19 protein-coding genes are annotated in these 25,169 nt (G+C 36.6%); 6 read left to right on the plus strand and 13 right to left on the minus strand.

Annotated features, from left to right (window positions below; translation table 11 throughout):
- Positions 1-8 precede the first annotated feature (8 nt).
- A complete protein-coding gene (locus IO90_RS01595; protein WP_034963293.1) occupies positions 9-761 on the plus strand; it encodes a hypothetical protein in 753 nt (250 codons plus the stop codon).
- Between the two features lie 49 nt (positions 762-810).
- Here IO90_RS01595 and pckA read toward each other — a convergent pair whose 3' ends face one another.
- From pckA to IO90_RS01645, 10 genes are all read right to left on the minus strand, one after another.
- Positions 811-2,424: a phosphoenolpyruvate carboxykinase (ATP) gene (gene pckA / locus IO90_RS01600; protein ID WP_034963295.1), complete on the minus strand. Its 1,614-nt coding sequence runs from the start codon at positions 2,422-2,424 to the stop codon at positions 811-813.
- Between the two features lie 118 nt (positions 2,425-2,542).
- Positions 2,543-3,445 (minus strand): GYDIA family GHMP kinase, encoded by a 903-nt coding sequence (locus tag IO90_RS01605; protein ID WP_034963297.1) that lies wholly within the window; start codon positions 3,443-3,445, stop codon positions 2,543-2,545.
- Positions 3,446-3,487: 42 nt separating this feature from the next.
- The gene (gene fabD, locus IO90_RS01610; protein ID WP_034963299.1) at positions 3,488-4,363 is read right to left on the minus strand and encodes an ACP S-malonyltransferase; all 876 of its coding nucleotides are present in this window, start codon (positions 4,361-4,363) and stop codon (positions 3,488-3,490) included.
- Between the two features lie 129 nt (positions 4,364-4,492).
- Positions 4,493-6,478, minus strand: a complete 1,986-nt coding sequence (locus IO90_RS01615; RefSeq protein ID WP_051878176.1) for a LysM peptidoglycan-binding domain-containing protein — start codon at positions 6,476-6,478, stop codon at positions 4,493-4,495.
- A 58-nt stretch (positions 6,479-6,536) separates the two neighbouring features.
- Positions 6,537-6,809 carry a type II toxin-antitoxin system YafQ family toxin gene (locus IO90_RS01620; RefSeq protein WP_034963301.1) on the minus strand — a complete coding sequence of 91 codons (273 nt, stop codon included), beginning with the start codon at positions 6,807-6,809 and terminating at the stop codon, positions 6,537-6,539.
- Positions 6,809-7,021 carry a hypothetical protein gene (locus IO90_RS01625; protein ID WP_034963303.1) on the minus strand — a complete coding sequence of 71 codons (213 nt, stop codon included), beginning with the start codon at positions 7,019-7,021 and terminating at the stop codon, positions 6,809-6,811. The genes IO90_RS01620 and IO90_RS01625 overlap by 1 nt, the downstream gene beginning before the upstream one ends.
- Before the next feature lie 71 nt (positions 7,022-7,092).
- On the minus strand, positions 7,093-8,715 hold the full coding sequence (bshC, locus tag IO90_RS01630; protein ID WP_316931161.1) for a bacillithiol biosynthesis cysteine-adding enzyme BshC: 1,623 nt from the start codon (positions 8,713-8,715) through the stop codon (positions 7,093-7,095).
- Positions 8,716-8,831: 116 nt separating this feature from the next.
- Positions 8,832-10,754, minus strand: a complete 1,923-nt coding sequence (locus tag IO90_RS01635) for a putative porin (RefSeq protein WP_034963304.1) — start codon at positions 10,752-10,754, stop codon at positions 8,832-8,834.
- An 89-nt stretch (positions 10,755-10,843) separates the two neighbouring features.
- Positions 10,844-12,403 carry a RagB/SusD family nutrient uptake outer membrane protein gene (locus tag IO90_RS01640; protein ID WP_034963305.1) on the minus strand — a complete coding sequence of 520 codons (1,560 nt, stop codon included), beginning with the start codon at positions 12,401-12,403 and terminating at the stop codon, positions 10,844-10,846.
- Positions 12,390-15,263 carry a SusC/RagA family TonB-linked outer membrane protein gene (locus IO90_RS01645; RefSeq protein WP_051878178.1) on the minus strand — a complete coding sequence of 958 codons (2,874 nt, stop codon included), beginning with the start codon at positions 15,261-15,263 and terminating at the stop codon, positions 12,390-12,392. Before IO90_RS01645 ends, IO90_RS01640 begins: the two co-directional genes overlap by 14 nt.
- A 221-nt stretch (positions 15,264-15,484) precedes the next feature.
- Here IO90_RS01645 and IO90_RS01650 point away from each other — a divergent pair, with 221 nt between their 5' ends.
- A complete protein-coding gene (locus IO90_RS01650) occupies positions 15,485-16,156 on the plus strand; it encodes a hypothetical protein (RefSeq protein ID WP_034963308.1) in 672 nt (223 codons plus the stop codon).
- A gap of 69 nt (positions 16,157-16,225) precedes the next feature.
- On the opposite strand, the gene infB is transcribed toward IO90_RS01650, so the two are convergent.
- From infB to rimP, 3 genes are all read right to left on the minus strand, one after another.
- A complete protein-coding gene (gene infB / locus IO90_RS01655; RefSeq protein ID WP_034963310.1) occupies positions 16,226-19,090 on the minus strand; it encodes a translation initiation factor IF-2 in 2,865 nt (954 codons plus the stop codon).
- Between the two features lie 109 nt (positions 19,091-19,199).
- Positions 19,200-20,435: a transcription termination factor NusA gene (nusA, locus tag IO90_RS01660; protein ID WP_034963312.1), complete on the minus strand. Its 1,236-nt coding sequence runs from the start codon at positions 20,433-20,435 to the stop codon at positions 19,200-19,202.
- A 71-nt stretch (positions 20,436-20,506) separates the two neighbouring features.
- Positions 20,507-20,974, minus strand: a complete 468-nt coding sequence (gene rimP / locus IO90_RS01665) for a ribosome assembly cofactor RimP (protein ID WP_034963314.1) — start codon at positions 20,972-20,974, stop codon at positions 20,507-20,509.
- A gap of 178 nt (positions 20,975-21,152) precedes the next feature.
- Here rimP and IO90_RS01670 point away from each other — a divergent pair, with 178 nt between their 5' ends.
- Genes IO90_RS01670 through IO90_RS01685 form a run of 4 tightly spaced genes read left to right on the plus strand, consistent with a single transcriptional unit; the run spans position 21,153 to position 25,169 of the window.
- Positions 21,153-22,319 carry a nucleotide sugar dehydrogenase gene (locus IO90_RS01670; protein ID WP_034963316.1) on the plus strand — a complete coding sequence of 389 codons (1,167 nt, stop codon included), beginning with the start codon at positions 21,153-21,155 and terminating at the stop codon, positions 22,317-22,319.
- 33 nt (positions 22,320-22,352) lie between these two features.
- Positions 22,353-23,432, plus strand: a complete 1,080-nt coding sequence (gene rfbB, locus IO90_RS01675; RefSeq protein WP_034963317.1) for a dTDP-glucose 4,6-dehydratase — start codon at positions 22,353-22,355, stop codon at positions 23,430-23,432.
- A gap of 15 nt (positions 23,433-23,447) precedes the next feature.
- Entirely contained in the window at positions 23,448-24,308 is an 861-nt protein-coding gene (rfbA, locus tag IO90_RS01680; protein WP_034963319.1) for a glucose-1-phosphate thymidylyltransferase RfbA, read from the plus strand.
- A 24-nt stretch (positions 24,309-24,332) separates the two neighbouring features.
- Positions 24,333-25,169 (plus strand): ABC transporter permease, encoded by an 837-nt coding sequence (locus IO90_RS01685; RefSeq protein ID WP_076768749.1) that lies wholly within the window; start codon positions 24,333-24,335, stop codon positions 25,167-25,169.

Here is a 25,169-nt window from a genome sequence, read left to right on the forward strand (position 1 = left end):
TTTAAATAATGAAATACAAAATCCTGATTCTTCTATTATTGATTTTCAATCTTTCGTTTGCTCAAAATGATTTGGATAAAACTGAAATTGAGAACATTCAAAAGTTGATTAATTTATTTAAAACTAAAAACATCGATGGAATTTCGAAGGTGATTACTTATCCTTTGAATAGAGAATATCCAATTCCATCAGTCAAAAATGAAGCAGATTTAAAGAAAAGATTCAACCAGATTTTTGACAAAACAATCATTGATGAGATTTCAAATTCGAAAATAGATCAATGGAGCGAAGTTGGTTGGCGTGGAATAATGCTAAATAATGGCGATCTGTGGATAGATTCCGATGGGAAAATTACAGCACTTAACTATCAAAGTCATTTTGAATTGACTCAGAAAAAGAACATAATCCTGAATGATAAAAGCAAATTACATTCATCCTTAAAGATTTTCAAATCACCAACTTACAAAATCCAAACAAAAAGTTATCTGATCAGGATTGATGAATTAGCAAATGAAAAATACAGATACGCTTCTTGGAAAATCGGTAAATCCGAGGCTTCAAAACCCGATTTGGTCTTAACTAACGGAACTGTCAGAATGGAAGGAAGCGGAGGCAATCACACCATTATTTTTAAAAAGGGAGAATATAATTATAAGATTTACAGAGGAATCATCGGCGAAAAAGGCGCGCCTGAAATATCGTTGACTGTTGAGAAGAATGAAAAACAAATTCTGTATCAATCTGGCAAATTATTAGAATAAAAAAACGCTTCCGAGTTGGAAGCGTTTGATGTTTTACAATTATTTTATATTAATCTTGATGAACTTCTGACAAAACAGGGCCAGAAGAAATCAGTTCACGCGCTTCGTCATTATCGGCAAACTGCTCAAAATATTTGATATATTTTTTGGCAAGATCTTTCGCTTTTTTCTCCCAATCAGAATTATTCTCATAAGTATCTCTTGGATCCAAAATATGTTCGGAAACATTCGGAAGAGAAGTTGGGAATTCCAAATTCATAATCGGAACGTGATCCGTCTCCGCTTTATCAATGCTTCCATCAATGATTGCATCGATGATTGCTCTTGTATCTTTCAGAGAAATTCTTTTGCCAGTTCCGTTCCAGCCGGTGTTTACCAAATAAGCTTTTGCATTGTGTTCCTTCATTTTCCGGATCAAAGTTTTGGAATACATTGTTGGATGAAGCGTCAAAAATGCCTCACCAAATGCTGGCGAAAAAGATGGCGTTGGTTCAGTAATTCCACGTTCTGTTCCTGCTAACTTTGATGTATAACCGCAAAGGAAATGATATTGAGCCTGACATTCTGTCAAAATAGAAACCGGAGGCAAAACCCCAAAAGCATCGGCAGAAAGATAAATGATTTTGCTTGCGTGACCAGCTTTTGATGGTAAAACTATTTTGCTGATATGATAAATGGGATAAGACACTCTCGTATTTTCTGTGATAGATCCATCGGTATAATCTACGTTTCCTTCATCGTCTGTAATTACGTTTTCCAGCAATGCATCTCTTTTGATTGCGCCGTAGATATCCGGTTCTTTTTCTTTGCTAAGGTCGATCACTTTCGCATAACATCCACCTTCGTAGTTGAAAACACCGTTGTTGTCCCAACCGTGCTCGTCATCACCAATCAAATATCTTTTTGGATCTGCCGAAAGTGTGGTTTTTCCAGTTCCGGAAAGGCCGAAGAAAACAGCCACATCGCCCTTCTCACCAACGTTTGCAGAACAATGCATTGAGGCCATTCCTTTCAGCGGAAGGTAATAATTCATAATGGCGAACAATCCTTTTTTCATTTCGCCTCCGTACCAAGTTCCGCCGATGATCTGCATTTTCTTGGTCAAATCAAACATTACGAAAACTTCGGAATTCAAGCCGTGTTGTTCCCAATTTGGATTCACAGATTCAGAAGAATTGATGACCACAAAATCTGGCTCGCCATAATTCTGAAGATCATAATTGGAAGGACGGATGAACATATTCATCACAAAATGCGCTTGCCAAGCCACTTTCGTTACGAATCTCACTTTCAGTCTGGTGTCTTCGTTGGATCCGCAATAAGTATCGACCACATAGATACTTTCGTTGGAAAGATCTTTGGTGACAATGTCTTTCAGCTCATCAAAAACTTCCACGGTCGTTGGTCGGTTGATGGTTCCGTCCCACCAGATCGTATCTTTTGTAATACCGTCGTTGACAATGTATCTGTCTTTTGGAGATCTACCAGTGAAAATGCCTGTTTTTACAGCAACAGCTCCAGATTTGGTCAAAACTCCTTTGGCAAAACCGGAATTTTTTGGATCCAATTCTGCTTGGAAAATTTCTTCGTAAGTTGGATTGTGTAAGATCTGTTTGGGATTGAAAATGCCCTGACGTTCAAGATAAGATTTTAGCTTGTCCATTTTTAATTTTTTTTGAAGATTAAAGGTGTTGGGACAAATGTAAAAATATCAGCGAACTATGAAAGTTTTTATTAGCTGATTTTCATCAGTTTAATTTTTATTCATAATTAATTAACAATCAATTAATTAAATCGCGCCAAGAAAATATTTTATCGTAACCTTGCTGTTTGAAATAGGCTTGATAATCTCCAAATTTGGACGTAAGAACGAAATCTCCGCCCCAAGCGCCCAAACTTTTGAAAAAGCTGGGACAGTTTTGGAAATATTTTTCCTTCACAGTTGGAATTTCGAGAAAATCGGAAAGTTTTTCTTCGTGCAACGCCATTAATTGCGAAAATTCTTCTAAATCTTTACTTTTAAGAATAGCTTTCGTCAAATTAGAATATTCGTTGATCAAATCCTGAGATCTCGGTTTTGATTTGTAATGCGAAATTCCCTCTCTCGTATCTTGCTTTTGATTGAGGTGGATGAAGATCAAATCATCTTTGAAAATTGGATCGAAAATTACTTTTTCATAAACCCTTTCCGGAAAACGACTGTAGAGAATTGCCGACTTTTCTTTGGCAACAGCAACATCGTAACCACTTCCGCCAAGACTTATTTCATTTAAAATAAACGAATCGATTTCTGCCCATTCTCCGAGATTGCTCATCAAAGTAGAACTGCTTCCCAATCCGAAATCTGATGGGAACTGGAGATTGGTTTTGAGATGATAGGATTTATTAGTTTTAAATTTAATATCAGAAAGCTCCTGCACATTTTTCAAAACTTTCAGGATGAACTCAGACGCTTTTTGATCATTGGTTTTAATGATGGTCCAAGTTTTATAATCAATGACCGTTTCTAGCCACAATTGATCTTGATGAAATGCGTTCCAATAGATCAACGATCTCTCATCATTGTGTTCATTAAAAAAAAACTCTTGTCCTAGCTTTGTGGGAACAGCCAGGACAAGAGCACCATCTACAGCAACATATTCTGAGGTCAGCATCAGCTTTCCGGGTGAAAATATCCTGTTCATTTATGGAAATTTTATTTTTAATAATATCAGATCGGCCGAAATTTACATCGCAGAAGATGCAGAAACTTCAGAATTGATTTTCTTAATCAAACCTTGAAGTGTTTTTCCAGGTCCAACTTCGATGAAATTAGTTGCGCCATCTTTAATCATATTCTGCACACTTTGTGTCCATTTTACAGGACCCGTCAATTGTGCAATTAGATTTTTCTTAATTTCTTCCGGATCAGTCACGGCCGTTGTGGTAATGTTTTGATAAACCGGAATTGTCGCTTTACGGAAATTAGTTTTTTCAATTGCAGCCGCCAATCTCTCTTGAGCCGGCATCATCAAAGGTGAATGGAAAGCGCCATTTACAGGCAAGATCAAAGCTCTTTTTGCGCCAGCAGCTTTCAATGCTTCACAAGCTTTTTCCACGGCAACAGTTTCGCCAGAAATCACCAATTGTCCAGGACAGTTGTAATTCGCAGGAACCACGATTCCTTCTATCTCAGCGCAGATCTCCTCTACTTTGGAATCTTCAAGGCCAAGAATTGCAGCCATAGAACTTGGATTGATGTCGCAAGCCATTTGCATTGCTTGGGCTCTTTCGTAAACCAACTTCAGTCCGTCTTCAAAAGACAAAACACCGTTTGCCACTAAAGCGGAAAATTCGCCCAAAGAATGTCCTGCAACCATCTCTGCGCCCAACCCATTGGCAACTTTCACTGTTGCTACAGAATGTAAAAATATCGCAGGCTGGGTAACGCTGGTTTTTTTGAGGTCTTCGTCTGTTCCATTGAACATTGTAGAAACAAGGTCGAAACCAAGAATCTCATTGGCAGAATCCATCAAGTCTTTCACATCTTTTCGGGAATCGTACAATTCTTTTCCCATTCCTACATATTGTGAACCCTGACCAGGAAATACAAGTGCTTTCATATATTTTTATAAATGATAATTGATGAATGATAAATGATTATTTCATCAATGTTTTAAATTTTATTTTAATATTAATCTTGAAATTACGAATCCTGAATCGTCTATCATTCATCGCTTATCAACTATAATCTACTGCATCAATCTAACAACTCTGTAACCGTTGTTGATGTACGCACCGTTTGGTTTCGCTTTTACAAATTCGAATTTTGTGGCAAGCTGCGTCTGTGATTTATTGATCTGTTTAAAAATTTCTCCTTTTTTGTTTTCTCTTGTCAGCATATCATTCATCACATCAAAACCGATCACGGCATATTTGGATGGTGCTTTGCAATATTTTGATTTGTAGGCGGCAAGAATTTCTTTTTCAAAATCGCCGTCGTAGTTGATTTTTCTGTCCATTAGATAAACCAGACTTGTCTTGGAAAGATCATCTACATTTTTCTCAAAACTTGCATTGTAAAACATACTGAACGCTTTCACGCCGTCGTTTTGTTTCCCAAGGCTGATCAACTTTGAAGCAAAAGCATTTCCGGCAGAATCGTCATCGTCTGTCAAAACTGCGATCACAGGAACCGATTGTCCGGTCATCATATTGTTTTCCAATTGGATTTCGTTTGATGAATTTACAATTACGATATTCGCTTTAGACAAAGACTTTTCCAGTCCAGCTTTGATGGCGTTGGCGTTCGCTTTGGAATTATCCGCAACGATATAAATTTTTTGATCTTGATAAACCTGTGCAACCTCTTTCACGATTCTATCTGAATAAACAGAGTTTTCAGTTTCTACAATGATCAAATTGCTGTAATCAAAAAGATCCGCAGAATTCGCGAAAGGCGCAACTACAGGGATTTTCTTTTCTTTTACATAATTAAGAACCTCCAAAACACTTGATTTGAAAAATGGTCCGACAATCAGATCCGTATTATCCTGGTTGATTTGTGAAAGGCTATTTTTAAAAGTATTTTCGTTACCAGCATCTACAACTTTGATGTCTAGTTTTTGTCCAGTATTTGCATTTCTCTCAGCGGCCAATTTGGCACCAGTCAAGAAATCCATAGACATCGTTCTGTACTTTGCATCGTTGGCATCAAAGCCGAAAGGCAACATCAAGACCACGCTCAAAACATCGCCCGCTTTTTTGGAGTACATCGGATCTTGTTTCTTGATCTTCAAAGTCATTCCGGCTTTCAAACCACCAGAAAGACTTGGATTAAGCGTAATCAATTGATCCAAAGTGACATTGAAATGATTCATAATACTGAACATCGTATCACCACTTTGAACTGAATAAGTCACATAATCATCTTCTGAAGTCGAAGTATTTCCAGAAGCAGAAGACGTAGCACTTGGCGCTGAAGTCTGAGTTGTCGTAACCGTTTTTGTTACTGGTGCAGACGTTGAACTATTTTGAGAATTATCCTCAACATTGATCAAATCAGACCCTGAAACTTTGATGGTTTCGCCTGGTTTCAAACCTGTAGATTCCAATCCTGGATTGAGTGCAAACAGTTGTTTCTGAGTCAGATTGAACTGCTTGGAGATTTTGTAGTAATTATCTCTCGCCTGAACAACATACAAACCTTTTGCAGGATCAGAAGTTACAGTTTCGGTTTTAGTCACTGTTTTTACCTCAGGTTGAGTTTCAGCTACCGTTGTTTGTGCAACATTCGAGGCAGAGTCTGCATATTTCTGAATACTGTCCAAAGGCAAAGTGATCTTGTCCCCTATTTTCAGATTTGAATCCAATTGCGGATTTAGTTTTCTGAGGTCAGCTTCTGAGATTTTATATTGTTTTGTGATGCCGTAAACGGTTTGCTTTGGTTGCAAAGTAATTGTTCCGGTTTTCCCAGAACTTGTTACAGCAGTTGCAGGCGTTATTTTCGTTGTTACAGATTTTGTAGCGCTTCCAGCTTTGGCAACCACCAAAACGTCACCAATTTTCAAACCTCCTTCTTTCTTGGAAGGATTCAATTGGTACAATTCGTCGATGGACAAACCGTATTGTCTGGAAATTCCATAAGGCGTTTCTTTTGGCGCAACGGTGTGCGTTTTCTGTGCGGACAAGCCTAAAAAGGCAGTAACTGCGGATAAAATGAAAATTTTCTTTATCATTCTTTTTTAATAATGATACAAAAATAATGCTTTCAGATTAAATGGGCGAAATTTTGTTTCAGAACAAATCAGAATGTGTTCCTGTTCTTACTAAAGTGATTAATTTAATTTCCTCTTCTTGATCCCAAACCAAAAGCCAATCAGGTTTTAAATGACATTCCCAATATCCTTCATAGTTTCCGGAAAGTTTGTGAGGTTTATATTTGGACGGAAGTTTTTCTTCCATTACTAATAATGTTACAACTTCATCAAGCAATTTCATATTCAAACCAAGTTTTTTTGCTAGCTTGATGTCTTTTTTAAATTGATTAGATTGTTCTAAACGATACATCAAGAATACAATTGCTTTCTAAAATCTTCTAGACTTATGGGATTTGTTTTTCCAGCACGCGCTTCTTTCATTGCCTTCTCGGTTTCACTGTTATAGCGAGGTTTTGTCTCGTCAATCGTAACTCCACTTTCTTTTTTCTCAGAAAGTATCTTTGCCATTTCGAAAAGTAATTTTCCCGCTTTTGTTCGTTTATTAATTGTTATCGTTGTCATAGCAGAATTATTTATTCAAAACAAATATACAAAATTTGGAAACCTAATTTTTTCTAAATATTACTATCAGATTAAATGGGCGAAATTATTAATTCGGATTTTTGAACATTCATTTTTTGGTAGCTGTCTTCAATCCATTGTTTGCCAAAATCTGCATAAAACACACTGAAATTGAAAACCCTTTCCTGCCAATTTCCGCCGGGATGAACTTTTAGAAACAAACTTTGCATCTGGTCAAAGCGTTCGGATTGCTTTGTTTTTTCGGCTTTCAGAAGACGTTTTTGCATTCTTCGGAAAGATTTCAGTTGTCTGGTTTCTTCTGCTTCTACCAGATTGTAGAATGTTTTTTCGGTTTCGGACGCTTTGTTTTTTAGTTCTGAAAATGAACCGATTAATTGAAGTTCTTTTTCTGTCAGAAGTAATTTGACTTCGTTGTTCTCAAGAATTTTTTGATTCAAAACTTCGGCGAAATTTTCGAAGAAGTTTTCAATTTTAAGTCCTGAATTTTCAATTTTTCTGAAAGTTTTTTCTTCAATGAACAACATTGAATTTCTTGGAACCAAAATCGGAAAAGGAAGATTGATGGATTCGAAAAAATTTTTCAACTCGATCCAGTACATAATTTCTGCATTTCCGCCAATATAGGCCAGATTTGGCAAGACAGATTCCTGGTAAGCCGGGCGAAGAACCGCATTTGGACTGAATCTTTCCGGATGATTTTCCAATTCATTTAAAATCTGTTCCTCAGAGAACTCCAGATCGGTGTCGAGAATTTGATACTCATCATTGATTTTCTCAATTCGGTTTCTGGTTTCTGAAAGATAGAATAAATTGATCTCTCTCGGATTGACCTGAACTTTGTGATATTCATTTTCCAGAAATTCTCTTTGCGTTTTCGTGGTTTCGAAAAGTTGGTTAGATAATATTTCTTTCTTGAAAATATCTCTAACCTGAGATTTCAATTCTTTTGAATTTCCATCGATGGTCAACAATCCGTACTCTGCAAACAATTGATTCACCAAATATCGAACCGCCTGCGTGTGTGAATTTCCTTTTTTGTAAGCATTTTTGATCCAAAGAATCAATTCGGTTCCGTAGAGATGGTCTTTGAATTCTTTTTCAAATTCCTGAATGAAATATTGGTCTTCAATTTTGATATTTCCTACATCGCCTCCAGAATTTCCTTTGATTTCGTAATAATGTTCGCGCGTTTTGAAATGATCGATCTCTTCGAAATCGTGGTCTTCTGTGGCCATCCAAAATAGGGGAACGAAGTTGTGATCTGGGAAATTTGATTTTAGAAATTCTGCGGTTTTTATGGTCTGCAAAATTTTGTAAACGAAGAAAACCGGTCCGGTGAAAAGATTGAGCTGATGTCCTGTTGTAATCGTAAATGTGTTGCCTTCTTTCAATGAGAAAAGAAACTCCAACTGTTTTGGTGACAATTGAGATTCTTGATTTTGCGAAAAAATAGTGTCGTAAAGAACTTCCCTTTTCTCATCGGAAAATGAATTTTGTTTTTCAGTGATTTGATTTCTGAAGTTTTCCAAATCAAAAACTTTGTTCTGAAATCCGTCCAGTTTTTTTCCTAAAAAATCTTTGATGAGTTTTGGAATGCTGGTTATATTTTCGAAATCAATGGTCATTTGGTTGATTGTTGTTGGTTGATAGTTGACAGGTGTTTCTGATAACAAATCTTCGTTTTTTGCAGAATCCCGCAGCCCGACTTGAGTGGAAATCCTTTTTTGTGGCTGGAAAAGCTAGGCAAAAAGATTGGGAACGGAAGGCGGAAATAGCTGCCATAATTGAATTAGTGGAAAAGATACCAAACGATGCCCAGATTGAGCCTAAAATCGTACAATGGATAATTGGGCGACGTGAAGGATTTGTTTTGCATAAAGGTTTCGTTGATATGCTGGCCTTCTATGTAAAAATACATTCGCTTGACTCTCATATTGATGTAAACGTCAGCAATCGGTTGTCCACCAATTGAATATGCAGTTGCACTTGGCAAAATATACTCATTAAGAATCGGTGAATATTCTCGTGAGGCAAACTTAGTGAAGTAATACAATTTGACTCCAGCCTGGATCTCCGCCGCTTTTTTGAACGCCTTGGTCTGATAGAAAAAATTGACTCTCCCGATGAAATCCGGCATTGGCAAAAGGTCTTCGTTGTTCAAAGCTTTTTGGAACATTGCCTTTCCATTGAGGTTAAATTTTCCAAACTTGACAGTGCTTTCTCCGCCAATCTGCGAAATATTGAGTGAAGACGAACTTTGTTGTGGCTTGGAATCGTTGTCGAAATAGGTGTAATTATCTATCTTGAAAAAATCTACAAACAATTGTGTGTCAAACCATTTCGCCAATCTCACTGTTCCTCCAATTTGGGTGACGATCTCGTTGTTGGGATTTTGAAGGTAATAATTGTAATCTATATAATGTGAAGAGTTGACGAGATAATTAAAACTCGGATATGCGGATTGGAAATTGACTCTTCCCTCCACCAAATAATCTTTGATGGGTTCGAAAACCAATTGGTTGGTCGTCTTTATGTAATCTCCAAACTGCGAACCTTTGGAAATCTCGAGGAAAGATTTCAGTTGGATTTTGTCTAATAATTTGATCTGCAAATTCCCGACTGCGCCAATTCTCTGCTCTTTGAAATAGCCTGGAATATTGAAAAACTGATAGGCATTTTTGTTTCCAAACGTCAGATATTGATGGCGAAAACCTGCATCCAATTTGAACTTCTCATTGTCCCAAACCAAACTGAAAGTGTTGCTGAGATTGTCTGTAAATTTCTTGTTGTTAAGCGGGAAATTCGTAATGCTTTCTGACCCGAAGAATCCTATATTTGGAGAAGTTTCCGAGAAATAATATTTGTTGCCTTGATGGTAGATCGTGTGTCTCAGTTTGAACTGATATTTCTCCGGATCGAAAGGCGAAAATTCCTGACTGAAATAATATCTTCTGTAGGAATATCGGGATTCTGCTCCTTCTAAATTAGTCTGTATATTTTGTCTGTTGCTGAATCTGGAATCACCGCTTAGAAAAACATCGAGGTCGGCAATGCCACCATTCTCTTGGTTGTTGATATTCTGATGGATGTAATGTGCATAGGCTTCGTACTTGCCATTCTTGGAAAGATAATGACCGCTGAAAATGGTGTTGTTGCTGGAAGCCAAACTATTTCTGTACAACCCTTGCGATCTAAGTCCCATATACTCTATTGCAAAGTTGAAATTCTTGCCGACATTCTGAGTATACGTGGTTTGCAATTGTCCGCCATTTCGCATCGCGTTGTTGTAGAAAAATGTGGTGGTCGGGGTTTTTACATCATAATAGTTGATTTCATTTTCCCCTTTGATGTAGAAAGATTTGTTTTCTGGAAGAAGCGTGAGATTTTGTGCCGCATTTTTCTCGTAAACCAAGTTTTGAAATCCAGAACCTATATTGGCAGATTGGATTTTTCCGAAGTTATCTTGTTTGTTGTATTGTGTTACAACGTACGACCTGTCGATTGCGAAAGTGGTGTCATAGATTTTCTTTTCGGAGAATCTGGTTTTGACTTGGTAATCGTTGATCGTAGGTTTGTAGATCTCCAAAGAATCCTGTTCCCCAGAATCTACTTTGAGCGTATCTGAAGTTGGCGTATTGGAATCTGTTTTTTTGATCTGCTGTCCATTTGCAGAAATACCGAAAATGAATAGTAGTAAGAATAAATATTTCATCGAGGAAATTTGGGTACAAAAATACTAATTATACTGAAATAAAAAATCCCGCATAGTGCGGGATTTATATAATCTATGTTATTTGAAAATTAATAACCTGGATTTTGTTGGACAATTTTATTCACTCTAGTTTCAGACTGTGGAATAGGAAGTGCCCACTTATAGCTATCTAAAGGTAAATTAGCAGGGTTTGCGCCAGGATAGTTTGCTGAGGTCGATGAGTAATCCGCTGGATCTCTATCAATCCCCTGTCCTGCCAAAGTTCCTAATCTTTTTATATCAATAAATCTATAGGCCTCAAAAGCAAATTCAATTCTTCTTTGGTTGAGAATATATGACCATGCCACTTGTGCATTAGAAAATGTAGGAGCATTTTGAGCAGTTGTAAATCTCCTATCCAAAACTTGCTTTAAAACAGTTCCAGCTCCAGTAAGATCCCCTGCATTAACTCTAGCTTCGGCCTTTATAAAGTACATCTCTGAAATTCGAGCGAGTTTAAAATCAACATTCAAAACACCTCTAGCTGAATTTCCTCGATGCTTACCGAGAATTAATTTATCTGTATTTCTAAAATCGGGTGATGTTGCATAATTAGGATCAATAATTGATGAATTATGCACAATCGCAGTATACCTCACGTCATTTGTAGGTATTTTGTTGAATAATGCTCTTCCAATTTCAAAATATGGTGATCCGTTAACAGTGGAGGTAGCGAATGCATAACCATTACCTAAATTTGTAGTTTGACTATTCTGTTGTTGTGTCCTTTTTAATCTAAAAATTACTTCTGTATTAGCAGGCTCTGTATCAGTAAAAAACAAATTAGTATAATTTGCTGTACTTGCTAATACAATTCCTGAGTTAGCTATTACGTCATCAGCCCATAATTCAGCGTTTGTATAATCACCCTTATACGAATAAGCTCTGGCTTTTACAAATTTAGCGAGATTTAGTGAGGGGAAAATTGTCGCTGAACCAACAGGATTTGCTGGTGGATTTACAGTATTGTAAATAGATATTGCACTATCCAAATCCGCATGTATAAAACTATACATTTCACCATTAGTAACCCTTGCATGATCTGTTTCAATAGATATGTAAACTCTGTCAGATTTTATTCCAGCTAGTGCATTATCATCTTTCATATCAGTTGTAAAATATGCTAACACTTTTAAATGAAGATATGCTCTCAACACCAATGCTTCTGCTTTGTAGCGTGCAATGACTTTGGCATCATCAGGATTTGCTGGAGTAATTATATCTGCATATTCTATTATTCTATTAATTCTAGCTATTGCGATATACGAAGAATTCCATATTGAGCTAGGTCCAGATGAAGTAGGCGCAGCAAAGAATACCCAATCATCCGTTAAACCTTGTCCCCCATTCACAAATCCTATTCCAATCTCATCAGTAAATACCGAATTAAAAAGAGTTTCTGATCGACTACTAATTATTCCTAAAGTAGAATTCAATAGTCTTTGCAAATCAGAACTATTAGTTATTGCAACCTCTTCTGTTAAAGCCCCTGGGGTATAATTTTCTAGATAATCATTACTACAAGAATTAATAGTTGTAGTCAATGTACCCGTAATTAATATACTATATAATATTCTTTTCATGTTTTCTTTTTTATTAAAATTTAACATCAAAACCTAATGTAATGATTCTTGGTGTAGGATATTGATACACATCAAGATTTCTATTGCTCTCAGGATCAAAACCTTTCCATTTTGAGAATGTCACAAGATTCTCCCCTTGTAATGTGATAGATAAATCCTTTACAAAAGTATTTGTTAAGAGGCTTGATGGCACTCTATATCCTAACTGAAAATTTCTAAGTCTAACATATGATGCATCCACTAAAAATCTATCTGAAAAATCAGCGGCTGCATAATTATTTGCTGTTAATGAAGGAACATTCGTATTAGTATTTGTTGGAGTCCATGCATTTAATAAATCACTAACAACATTAAAGTTGTTAATATTTCCTGCAGGAGTATAATAACCATCCATATCTAAATCAAATCTTGACACCCCAGCAACATAAGTAAAGGTTGTTGACATAAAAAAGCCTTTATAATTTAAATCAAACCCAAACCCTCCTTGATATTTAGGATAGAAATTCTTTCCTGTATATCTTCTGTCTTCCAATTTCGGAGTTTCGGTTGGATTACCATTTATATCTTCAAACCACATATTTCCAGTAGCCGGGTTTACTCCCAAATACTTATAAACAAAAAACTCATACATTAAATGATTAGAATTAATGATTAACGTTCCGTCTGGAGATTCATAAGGTGTTCCAACTTCTAAAACACGTTGATTATTTAAAGCTCCATTAGCTCTAATAGTAAACAACCAATCTTGCGACTTAACTATATCATAACCTAAGTTTAGTTCATAACCTTCATTTCTTACAACAATATCTGTATTTTTATTAATTGATAAAGCTCCTAGTGTTGGTGAAACCGGGTCGTCATAAAAAAGGTTTGTAGTTCTTCTCTCATATCTATCGAATGTCCCTCTTAATCTCTTATTAAAAAGTTCAAAATCCAAACCAATATTATAAGATCTAGTAGTTTCCCATGTTAACGGCAAATATCCAAAAGCAATATCAAGTCCTTGACCAGAATAAGCAACATTATTATAGAGAGTACCCGCGTTGTAAGCATTGTAACCTATCGTATAAGTATCTTGGTATCCTGGAGGATTAAGACCCGCATAAATAGTACCATCAATATACCTTTGGTTACCTGTTGTACCATAGGAGCCTCTCAATTTTAGGATATTAACAAAGTCTAGATTTTTTATGAAATTCTCTTCTTCTAAATTCCAGTAACCTCCGGCAGACCAGAAAGTGCCCCATTGATATCCTTTGAAAAATCTATTCGTACCATCTGTTCTGACTGTACCAGTTACACCAAATCTTTTTTGGAAATTATAATCGAAAGATCCAAAATAAGAAATCATATTTAATTTCAACCTCAAGTTACTTACTGTTTGAGGAATATAATTTGCTCCTCCTGGATTTGGGATATAACCAGCCCCAGTATCAAAAACATAAGTTAATGGATTTAAACCATTTTGTCTGAATCCAGTTGACTGAACTGTAGAATGATTAAATTCTGAGTTTGCAGCAACCTCAAAAGTATGATCTCCTAAAACTTTTCTATAACTTAATGACAACAAATTATTAAACAAAAATTCTCTCCTAGTTGTAATTTGTTCAAAACCTTGATAATTGTTCTGTGGTGCAAAATAGATTTCGTTCCATGAGTATGGATTCTGTGCAGTTGCTGTTCTTGTATGTAATAACTGTCCCGAAGCTTTTACTCTTGCCGTAAGCTCAGAAGTTAATTTATAAGATAAATCCGTAGCAACATCTATTCTTGTCTCTTCAGTAAGATTATTAAATGTTTTTAATTTATCCATTAAATAAAGTGGCGTATACAAAAAACTTCCACCAGCAAGATCAAATAGCTGTTGTGAATTCTGATACATGCTAGGCGAAATATATGGAGCAGCTTTGAAAGCACCTACAACATAATTTTGGTTTACCCCCCCTGTTCCAATATTAGTAGCTAAATTATTTTTAGAATGACCTATTGCCGTACTAACAGAGTATCTAATTTTACCACTTTCATTTTTTCCGTTCAAATTATTTCTCAATGTAAATCTCTTCAATCCAGTAGATCTTAAAATACCCTCCTGATCAAAATAGCCTAAAGAGGTAAAAGAAGATAGATTTTTGCTACCACTTTCAAAATTGATGTTATGACTATTTGTCAAAGCTGGTTTAAAAAAATAATTAAGCCAATCTGTTTGAATTGGATAATTTTGAATTTCATCGTCAGTTAAGGTTAATCCCAAACCAACTCCAAATCTTTTTTGCAAGGTCAATAACTCAGATGTAGATGCCAAATCATATTTTGCTTTTTGCAAAATAGACACCCCTAATTGATTACTGTATCTGATTGATAACGGAGAATTAAACCCACCTCTTTTTGTTCTAATAACAACAACACCATTAGATCCTCTGGAGCCATATTCAGCTAATGCCGCCGCATCTTTTAGAACATCCATACTTTCTATATCATTAGGGTTTAAAGTCCTAAAGTTATCACTATTCGACGGGAAACCATCAATAACATACAAAGGATCAAAGTTACCATTTATGGTTCCTACACCTCTAATTATAATTTCCGGCTTAGCTCCTGGCTGACCGCTCCCCGCAATAATATTAACCCCTGCCAATTGCCCTTGCATTGTATTTAAGACGTTGGCATTTGGTCTGTTTTCTATTGTTTCATTTGTAATTGTCGCGGAAGAAACAGCAGAGGTTTTTTTTGAAACGGTTCTATAACCTTGAACAACTACTTCCTCTATAATCTTTTCAGAAACAGTATCTGTTTTTGGTTTTGTAACAGTTTTTGTTTTTTGTCCCATTAGAGCTTGTCCACAGAAAAACAAAACCCCAACAGTTAAAACAGGTAATTTAACATTCATATTTAACACTTTTTAAATTAACAAATGCAAATATGTTAATAATTCTTAATAAATCCAAATTTTTTTTATTTATTTTAATTTTTTAAGACTCTTTTTGAATAATAACAACATAATACCCTATTATAATTTTAAATACTCATTACCAAGGTAACAATTTTATTAAAAATATTGATTTAGAAAAAACTTTTTTTGTAGCTTTATACCTATTTAAAATCATTAATATGAAAAAGAGTTTTTTTTTACTCACAATAGCAATAAGTGTAAATAGTTATGCCCAAATTACTTTTGGCAGTAGTACCAATTTAGGAACCGTGCTCTTTAAAGACAAAGTTTTTGATATGGAAAATAAGAATAAGAATATCCAAGGGTCGGCTTATGTTTATGAAAACTTTATAGATGCCACTATTAAAGATGTAGATGGCTTCCCAAAAGTAAGATACAATGCTTTGAAAGACGATATGGAGGTACAACAAAACAATAATGCCTACGTAATTCCCCGTGAACCGGCTTTTTCTAGAATAAAAATCATCAGCACTGGCGAAACCATTGTCCTTGAAAAATTTGACTATAAAGGAAAACCGTATGAAGGATATTTATTTGTCATTTCCGAGAAGGATCCAATAACGGTCTACAAAAAAGAAAGAGTAGAGTTCAAGGATTTTGAAAAACCTAGAAACAGTTATGCTGAAGAAACACCTGCCAGATTTATCCCTCAAAAAATAGAATTTTTTATAAAAACTGCCGATGGGAAAATCATGGAACTTCCTAAAAATAAAAAGAAGTTAATAGATTTGCTGCCAGATAAACAAGCGAACATCGAAGCTTATTTCAAAAGTAATAAAGTTGACTTCAGTAATGATAAAGATGTAAAGAAACTTTTCAACAGCATTTAATTATTTTGCGATCAAAAAATAAAAGAGCGGGAAAATTTTCCCGCTCTTTTATTTTATATCAATTTAATCTTATTTTAACTTTTTCTTAACAGCTACTTCCTCATAAACCTCAAGAATATCTCCGACTTCAATATCATTGTATCCTTTGATATTAAGTCCACATTCGTAACCTTTGGTCACTTCTTTCACATCGTCTTTGAAACGTTTCAAACTTTCCAGTTCTCCATCGAATTTCACGATGCCATCTCTAAGAAGTCTAATGCTGGAGTTTCTAGTTACTTTTCCAGTAAGAACCATACATCCTGCGATAGATCCAACTTTAGAAATTCGGAATACCTCACGGATCTCAACGTTACCAATAACTTGTTCCTGAATCTCTGGAGAAAGCATTCCTTCCATCGCCTCTTTCACTTCGTCGATTGCTCGGTAGATGATAGAATATGTTCTGATCTCCACTTCTTCTTTATCTGCAATATCTTTTGCATTTACACTTGCTCTTACGTTGAAGCCGATCATAATCGCATCAGACGCAGCTGCTAGCAACACATCAGATTCTGTGATCTGACCAACACCTTTGTGAAGAATATTTACCTGGATCTCTTCAGTAGACAATCTCTGTAATTGATCTGACAATGCTTCAACCGATCCATCCACGTCACCTTTCAAGATGATATTCAATTCTTTGAAATCACCTAGAGCGATACGACGACCGATCTCATCAAGCGTCAAATGTTTCTTGGTTCTGATAGACTGCTCTCTTTGAAGCTGTTCTCTCTTATTTGCAATGGTTTTCGCTTCTTTCTCATCAGCGAAAACTCTGAATTTATCTCCCGCAGTTGGTGCTCCGTCCAAACCTAGAATCGTTACTGGGATTGATGGCCCTGCACTTTCCATTGCTTTTCCACGTTCGTCAAGCATTGCTTTCACTTTACCGTGGTTTTTACCTGCAAGCACGTAATCTCCCACTTTCAAAGTTCCGTTTTGAACCAACATTGTGGCTACATATCCACGACCTTTGTCCAAGGCGGCTTCTATCACGACGCCGCTTGCCTGCTTGTTTGGATTTGATTTCAACTCCAACATTTCTGCCTGAAGCAATACTTTTTCTAACAAAAGATCTACGTTGTTACCAAACTTAGCAGAGATCTCTTGTGCCTGTACATTTCCACCCCATTCTTCAACCAAGACATTCATTGCCGATAGTTGCTCTCTGATCTTATCTGGATTTGCACCTGCTTTATCTACTTTATTGATCGCGATGATCATTGGAACTCCAGCCGCTTGTGCGTGTGCAATAGCTTCCTTCGTCTGTGGCATTACGTCGTCATCCGCTGCAACAACGATGATAGCGATATCCGTGATCTGAGCACCTCTGGCTCTCATCGCGGTAAAGGCCTCGTGACCTGGTGTATCCAAGAATGTAATTCTCTGTCCACTTTCCAATTTCACGTTATATGCTCCAATGTGCTGTGTAATCCCTCCAGATTCTCCAGCGATCACATTTGTTTTTCTAATATAATCCAGCAAAGATGTTTTACCGTGATCCACGTGTCCCATTACGGTAACAACAGCTGCTCTTGGTAATAGATCTTCTGCCAAATCTTCAACATCGTCTGCTGCTGCTTCTTCAACATCAGCATCAGAGAATTCGATCTTGAAACCAAACTCGTCAGCCACCAACATCAATGTGTCGGCTTCCAAACGCTGGTTCATCGTTACCATTACTCCTAGAGAGAAACAAGCAGAAATCACCTCTGTCGCACTTACATTCATCAAACTAGCCAAATCGCTAACGGTGATGAACTCAGTTACTTTCAGAGTTCTGTCTGCAGCATCGATCTCCTGTTGGATCTCATCCTGCTCTCTTCTCCAAGATCTTTTGTCTTTTCTATGTTTAGAACCTTTAGATTTTCCGCCTTTGTTGGTTAATTTTTCTAAAGTTTCTTTAATTTGATTTTTAACTTGCTCATCTGTCAATTCCACTGGCATTGTACGAGCTTGTCCCTGACCACCTCTGTTGTTTCCACCTTGACGGTTGTTTCCACCTGGCCGATTGTTGTTTCCTCCCGGACGGTTTCCACCTTGTCCTGGCGTACGATTGCCTTGGTTGTTACCTTGTCCTGCAGGTCTGTTAGCACCACCTTGTGTGTTTCCACCTTGGTTGGTATTGGTTTGTCCCGGAACATCTTTGGTAATACGTTTTCTCTTTTTCTTAGCAGCACTAGAATTAGAAGATGGTTTTTTATTGAACTGTGTAAGGTCAATTTTTTCACCTACGATTTTTGGACCGTCTAATTTCTGATAAACAGTTTCTATTTTTTGAGAGTCTTCAGAATCCGGACCTTGAACGATTTCAACAGGTTTTGTTGGTTGTTCTTCAACTTTAGGTTCTGGCTTTGGTTCTTCTTTGATGACAGGTTTTGGTTCTTCTTTCGGTTTCTCAGTCACCTTTGGTTTCTCAGAAGATCTTGGTCTTCCTGTGTCAATTGTAGATAGATCAATTTTGTCAAGAACTTTGAACTCTTGTTTTTCTTCTTTTTTCACAACCTCTGGTTGCACTTCTTTTTTCTCTTCTACTACCGGTTCTGGTGTAGGAGCAACTTCTTCCGTAGGCTTAGCCGTAGGATTCAAGTCGATTTTTCCCAAGATCCTGGTTTCAGGTCTTGCGTTTGATTTGGCTCTTATAACCTCAGGTGCTTTTTCTTCGATCGCTAATTTTTCGTCAGGAACTTTAGAAATAACCACCTCATGAGAAGCTTTTCTCTGTTCTCCATCTTTTCGGAACTCAGCTTCCAATGCAGAAAATGCCTGTTCTTCCAATAGAGCGTTAGGATTACTGTCCACGTCGATCCCTTTTCCCTGCAGATATTCCACAGCTCTTGGGATAGAAATGTTAAGTTCTTTAACGGCTTTATTTAATCTTATTTTTGGCATAAATATAAATTTGCTTTTGGCTTTAGCGTTTTAAGCTTTTGCTTTATTTTTTTCTTTTTATTAAATTTCAGTTCTTCAAAAGTAATTTAAAAAACTGTATTTCATTTTGTTATCCTTCTAATTCTTCTCTTAGAATATTCTTCACATCTTCGATGGTCTCTTCTTCTAGATCCACGATCTTCAACAATGCATCGGTATCTTTGTCCAAGACGCTTCTTGCAGTCGTCAATCCAACTTTTTTGAACTCGTCGATGATCCAAGCTTCGATCTCGTCTGAGAATTCTCTCAATTCAACATCGTCGTCATCAGAAGTTTCTCTGTAAACATCAATTTCATATCCTGTCAACCATGATGCCAACTTGATATTTTGTCCTTGTTTACCAATCACTTTGGAAATCTCTTCCACTGGCGTGTAGACCAAAGCGTAGTTAGACTCCTCGTTTATTTCGATTTTATTGATGATGATATTTCCTAAAGCTCTCTTCACAAAGATTTCTGGATTTTTTGACCATTGGATCACATCAATATTTTCATTTTTAAGTTCTCTCACCACACCGTGGATCCTAGAACCTTTCACACCAACGCAAGCGCCAACAGGATCAATTCTGTCATCATAAGCATCAACGGCGATCTTCGCTTTCTCACCAGGAATTCTCACCACTTTTTTAAGAATGATCGTTCCGTCTTGGATCTCAGGGATTTCAAGCTCCAACAATTCTTCCAAGAACTTAGGTGCTGTTCTAGAAACGATGATCTGTGGTTTTGAACCTCGGAAGTCAACGCTTTCTACAATTCCTTTCACCGTTTCTCCTTTTTTGAAGAAATCAGAAGGGATTTGATTTTCCTTAGGCAAGATGAATTCATTATCTTCATCATCCAAAAGGATCACGTGTTTGTGACGGATATGGTGTACTTCACCAATGATAATTTCTCCGATTCTATCTTTGAATTGCTCATATAAAGAGGCGTTGAAATGCTCCTGAATTTTCGTAGCCAAGATCTGCTTTAAAGTCAAGATACTTCTTCTCCCAAGATTTGCAACTTCGATCTCCTGCGTATATTCCTCACCAACTTCGAAAGTTGAATCGATCTTTCTAACTTCAGAGATCTCGATTTCCAAATCGTCATCTTCAGACATCTCATCCTCAACAATGGTTTTGTTCAAGAAAATCTGAAAATCCCCTTTGTCAGGATTCACGATCACATCAAAATGGTCATCAGAGTCATATCTTTTTCTAAGAAGAGTCTTAAGAGAATCTTCGATAATAGCCATTAAGTCTATTTTGCTGATATTCTTTATTTCTTTAAAATCACCAAAGGCTTCTATTAAAGCTAAATTATCCATATCCTATATATAATTGATAAATGATGGTTGATAATTGATCTTTGCAGAATCAAAATCAATTCATCTAATTGTTAAAATTTTATTACTACTAATGCTTTTTTGATGTCGGTGTAAGGAATCTCTCTTTCTTCTACCACATCTTCTTTTCCTTTTCCGACTAATTTTGGCCTTCTGTATTCCAATCTCAAAACGATCTTCTCGTCATCGACTGATAAAAGTTCGCCTTCAACTTCGGAAGAATCATTCAACATCACTTCGATCTCCCTGCCAATATTTTTTCTAAATTGTCTCGGATATTCAAGTGGTTCGCTCAATCCTGAAGACATTACCTGCAGACTGAAATCGTGGATCTCGCGATCCATATTGAACTCAATCGCTCTGCTGGCATCCAGACAATCTTGAAGCGTCACCCCATTGTCACCATCCAAAATCACTGTGACATCGAATGTTGCAGAGATTTTCAGATCCACTAAAAAAAGATCCGGTCTAGTTTCTAGAAACTCATTAAGTAATCGACTTAATTCTGTTTTAAATTCCATAATATTACCTCCTAATTACATCTACGAAAAAAGGCATTCTTGCGAAAGCCTTCCCATTTTCCCGTAAATCTTTGGCAAAGATAATCAAATTTATTAAAACAAACAAAAAGCTAATATTTCATTTACATACACTTCAAGTAAATTTTCTTATTTTTGCCGAAATTAAAACTTATTCACTGTGAATATAACAATTGTTGGCACCGGCTACGTTGGTCTTTCTAACGCTGTTTTACTAGCGCAACACCATGATGTGATTGCGTTGGACATTATCCCGGAAAAGGTAGAGATGATCAATAACAGACAATCTCCCATCGATGACCATGAAATTATAGAATTTCTGAAAACGAAGAGTCTCAGCTTGAAAGCAAGTCTTGATAAAGAAGAGGCTTATAAAAATGCTGACTTTATTATAGTAGCTACACCAACTGATTATGACCCTGCTACAAACTACTTTAACACGCGCAGTGTTGAAAATGTTATAGAAGAAGTAAAACAATACAATTCGAAAGCAATAGTCATTGTAAAATCCACAGTTCCTGTTGGTTTTACAGAAAACCTGAAAAAAGAACTAAATTTCAACAACATCATATTTTCTCCAGAGTTTCTGAGAGAAGGAAAAGCTCTTTATGACAATCTTTACCCATCAAGAATCATAATTGGCGAGCAAAGTGAGCGGGCAACTATTTTTGCAAACCTTTTGAAAGAGGGTGCCATTAAAAAAGACATTCCCACGCTCTTCACCCACCCAACAGAAGCAGAAGCCATCAAATTATTCTCGAATACTTATTTGGCAATGCGTGTGGCCTACTTCAATGAACTGGACAGTTATTCCCAAATCCATGGATTAGATAGCCGTCAAATTATAGAAGGTGTAGGGTTGGATCCGAGAATTGGTTCTCATTATAATAATCCGTCTTTTGGATATGGAGGATATTGTCTTCCGAAAGACACCAAGCAATTGCTTGCCAACTACAATTCGGTTCCTAATAACCTCATCCAAGCTATTGTGGATGCCAATCGTACGAGAAAAGATTTTATTGCGGACTCTATTTTGGCAAAACAACCTAAGAAAGTTGGTGTTTACAGGCTAATAATGAAATCCGGGTCAGACAATTTTCGGGCTTCTGCCATCCAAGGCATAATGAAAAGAATCAAGGCAAAAGGAGTGGAGGTCGTTGTTTACGAGCCTGTTATGAAAGAAGATGCCTTTTTCGGGTCAAAAGTTTATAGAGATCTGGATGCTTTTAAACAAGAATGTGATGTCATTATAACCAACAGAAAAACACCGGAGCTGGATGATGTTAAAGAAAAAGTTTATACCCGGGATTTATTCGGGAACGATTAAAATTTAAAAAACTAAAAACAATATATAGTATTTATGAAAAATATTATCATTACCGGAGGAGCCGGTTTCATCGGATCTCACGTCGTAAGAGAATTTGTAAAAAATAATCCAGATTCAAAAATCATCAATCTTGATGCTTTGACTTACGCAGGAAATCTTGAAAATCTAAAAGACATCGAAAACGAACCAAATTACGTTTTCGAAAAAGCAGATATCACAAAACCTGAAGAACTAAGAAAGGTTTTTGAAAAATACAATCCAGATGCCGTTGTACACTTGGCTGCTGAAAGCCATGTAGATAGAAGTATCACGGATCCTAATGCATTCATCAACACGAATGTAAACGGAACTGCAAATCTTCTTAATCTTTGTATAGAATTTTGGACTTTGAATCCAGATCATACACATGGAAGATTCCCTAATGAACCTAGACAAAATTTATTTTATCACGTTTCTACGGATGAAGTTTACGGTAGTTTGGGAGAAACTGGTTTCTTCTTGGAAACAACGCCTTACGATCCACAATCTCCATATTCTGCAAGTAAAGCGGCCTCTGACCACTTGGTGAGAGCTTATGGAAACACTTACGGAATGCCGTTTATTCTTTCAAACTGTTCTAACAATTATGGTCCAAATCATTTTCCAGAGAAATTGATCCCTCTTTGTATTTCGAATATCATTAATGAAAAACCATTGCCAATCTATGGTGACGGAAAATATACGAGAGATTGGTTATTCGTAATCGATCATGCGAAAGCTATCCACCAGATTTTCAATGAATCTAAAACAGGAGAAACTTACAATATTGGAGGTTTCAACGAGTGGCAGAATATTGATTTAGTAAAGGAATTGATCAAACAAATGGATGAGAAGCTTGGGAAACCTGCTGGACATTCAGAAAAACTGATCACTTATGTGAAAGACAGACCAGGCCACGACAAACGTTACGCTATCGACGCTACAAAACTTAATAAAGATCTTGGCTGGAAACCATCTGTAACCTTCGAACAAGGTCTTGGAAAAACCATCGACTGGTTCCTTGAGAATAAAGAATGGCTGGAGAATGTAACCTCTGGCGATTATCAAAAATATTACGACGGACAGTATAATTAATTTAATATCAAATTTATGAAAGGAATTATATTAGCCGGAGGATCCGGAACCAGACTTTTCCCATTGACGATTGCAGTCAGCAAACAGTTGATGCCAGTTTACGACAAACCAATGATTTATTATCCACTTTCAACATTGTTGTTAGCTGGTATCAAAGATATTTTAATCATCACAACGCCTCACGATCAGGCAGGATTTATCAAACTTTTGGGCGATGGATCTCAATTGGGCTGTAATATAGAGTATGTGGTTCAGCCAAGTCCAGATGGATTAGCACAAGCCTTTATCCTTGGTGATAAATTCATTGGTGATGATTCTGCAGCTTTGGTTTTGGGAGATAATATCTTCTATGGTTCCGAAATGGGAACTTTGCTTAAGAATAAAACCAATCCAGACGGCGGTGTTGTTTTCGCTTATCACGTTTCCGACCCTGAAAGATATGGTGTTGTGGAATTTGACAACGATTTCAAAGCACTTTCTATCGAAGAAAAACCAACTGAACCGAAATCTAACTACGCCGTTCCAGGACTTTATTTCTATGATAATGAAGTAGTTGAAATCGCTAAGAATATCAAACCATCTCCAAGAGGCGAACTAGAAATCACGGATATCAATAATGTTTACCTCAGTAAAGGTAAATTGGAAGTTGGCGTTCTCGACAGAGGAACGGCCTGGCTGGATACTGGAACTTTTGATTCATTACAAGACGCATCAGAGTTTGTTAGCGTGATTGAAAAAAGACAAGGCTTCAAGATTGGTTGTATCGAAGAAATTGCTTTCAGAAACGGTTTCATCAATGAAGAAAAACTTCTGGAAACCGCTTCAAAATATGGAAAGAGCGGATATGGACAGTATTTAAAAGATCTCATTAAATAAAATTTGAAACAAACACAATGAAAGATGCAAATAAAAATTTACGAACCTACCAAAAGAAATAACAACATATTTTCCTTGGTAAGGGAGATGTTTAAAGATTTATTTTCTTCTTTAGGTTTAGCAAAAAGACTTTTCATACGCGATAAAAAAGCTGAATACAGGCAATCTGTCTTCGGAGTTCTTTGGGCGTTCATAACCCCTTTGACAAATGCCTTGGTTTGGATTTTCCTAAGTGCTTCTGGAGCTGTCAGCATTCCCGGAACAGGAATTCCCTACCCTTTGTTTGTATTTATAGGAACAATGCTGTGGAGTATTTTCACGGAAAGTGTTGGAATGCCTCTGCAGCAAACGACTGCATCTAAATCTTTGATATCCAAAATTAATTTCCCGAAAGAAGCAATCCTCATTGCAGGCTTTTATAAAACGATGTTCAATACGGGGATCAAAATAGCTATTTTGATCATTGCTTTGCTTTTTTTTAAGATTAGTTTAGGATTGTCAATCATCGGATTTTTCTTAGGAATTGTATTTTTGGTCATTTTCGGTATTGCTGTAGGTTTATTCATTACTCCAATTGGTTTGTTATACACTGATGTGGGGCGTGGAATCCCAATGATTTTATCTTTTCTAATGTATCTAACTCCCGTTGTCTACAAAGAAACTAAGATCAAGGGTTTGCAAGCTTTCATTGATCTCAACCCCCTGACTCCCATCATCAATACGTTGAGAAATTTCGCAACTACGGGAGGCTTTGATAATCCTACGTATTTGCTGATAATAGTTATCAGCACCTTCGTTATCGGACTTATTGGATGGATTTTTTATCGGGTTTCTATCCCTATCATTGTAGAACGAATGTAA

The sequence above is a fragment of the Chryseobacterium sp. FH1 genome (assembly GCF_000735135.1).
GTDB lineage: Bacteria > Bacteroidota > Bacteroidia > Flavobacteriales > Weeksellaceae > Epilithonimonas.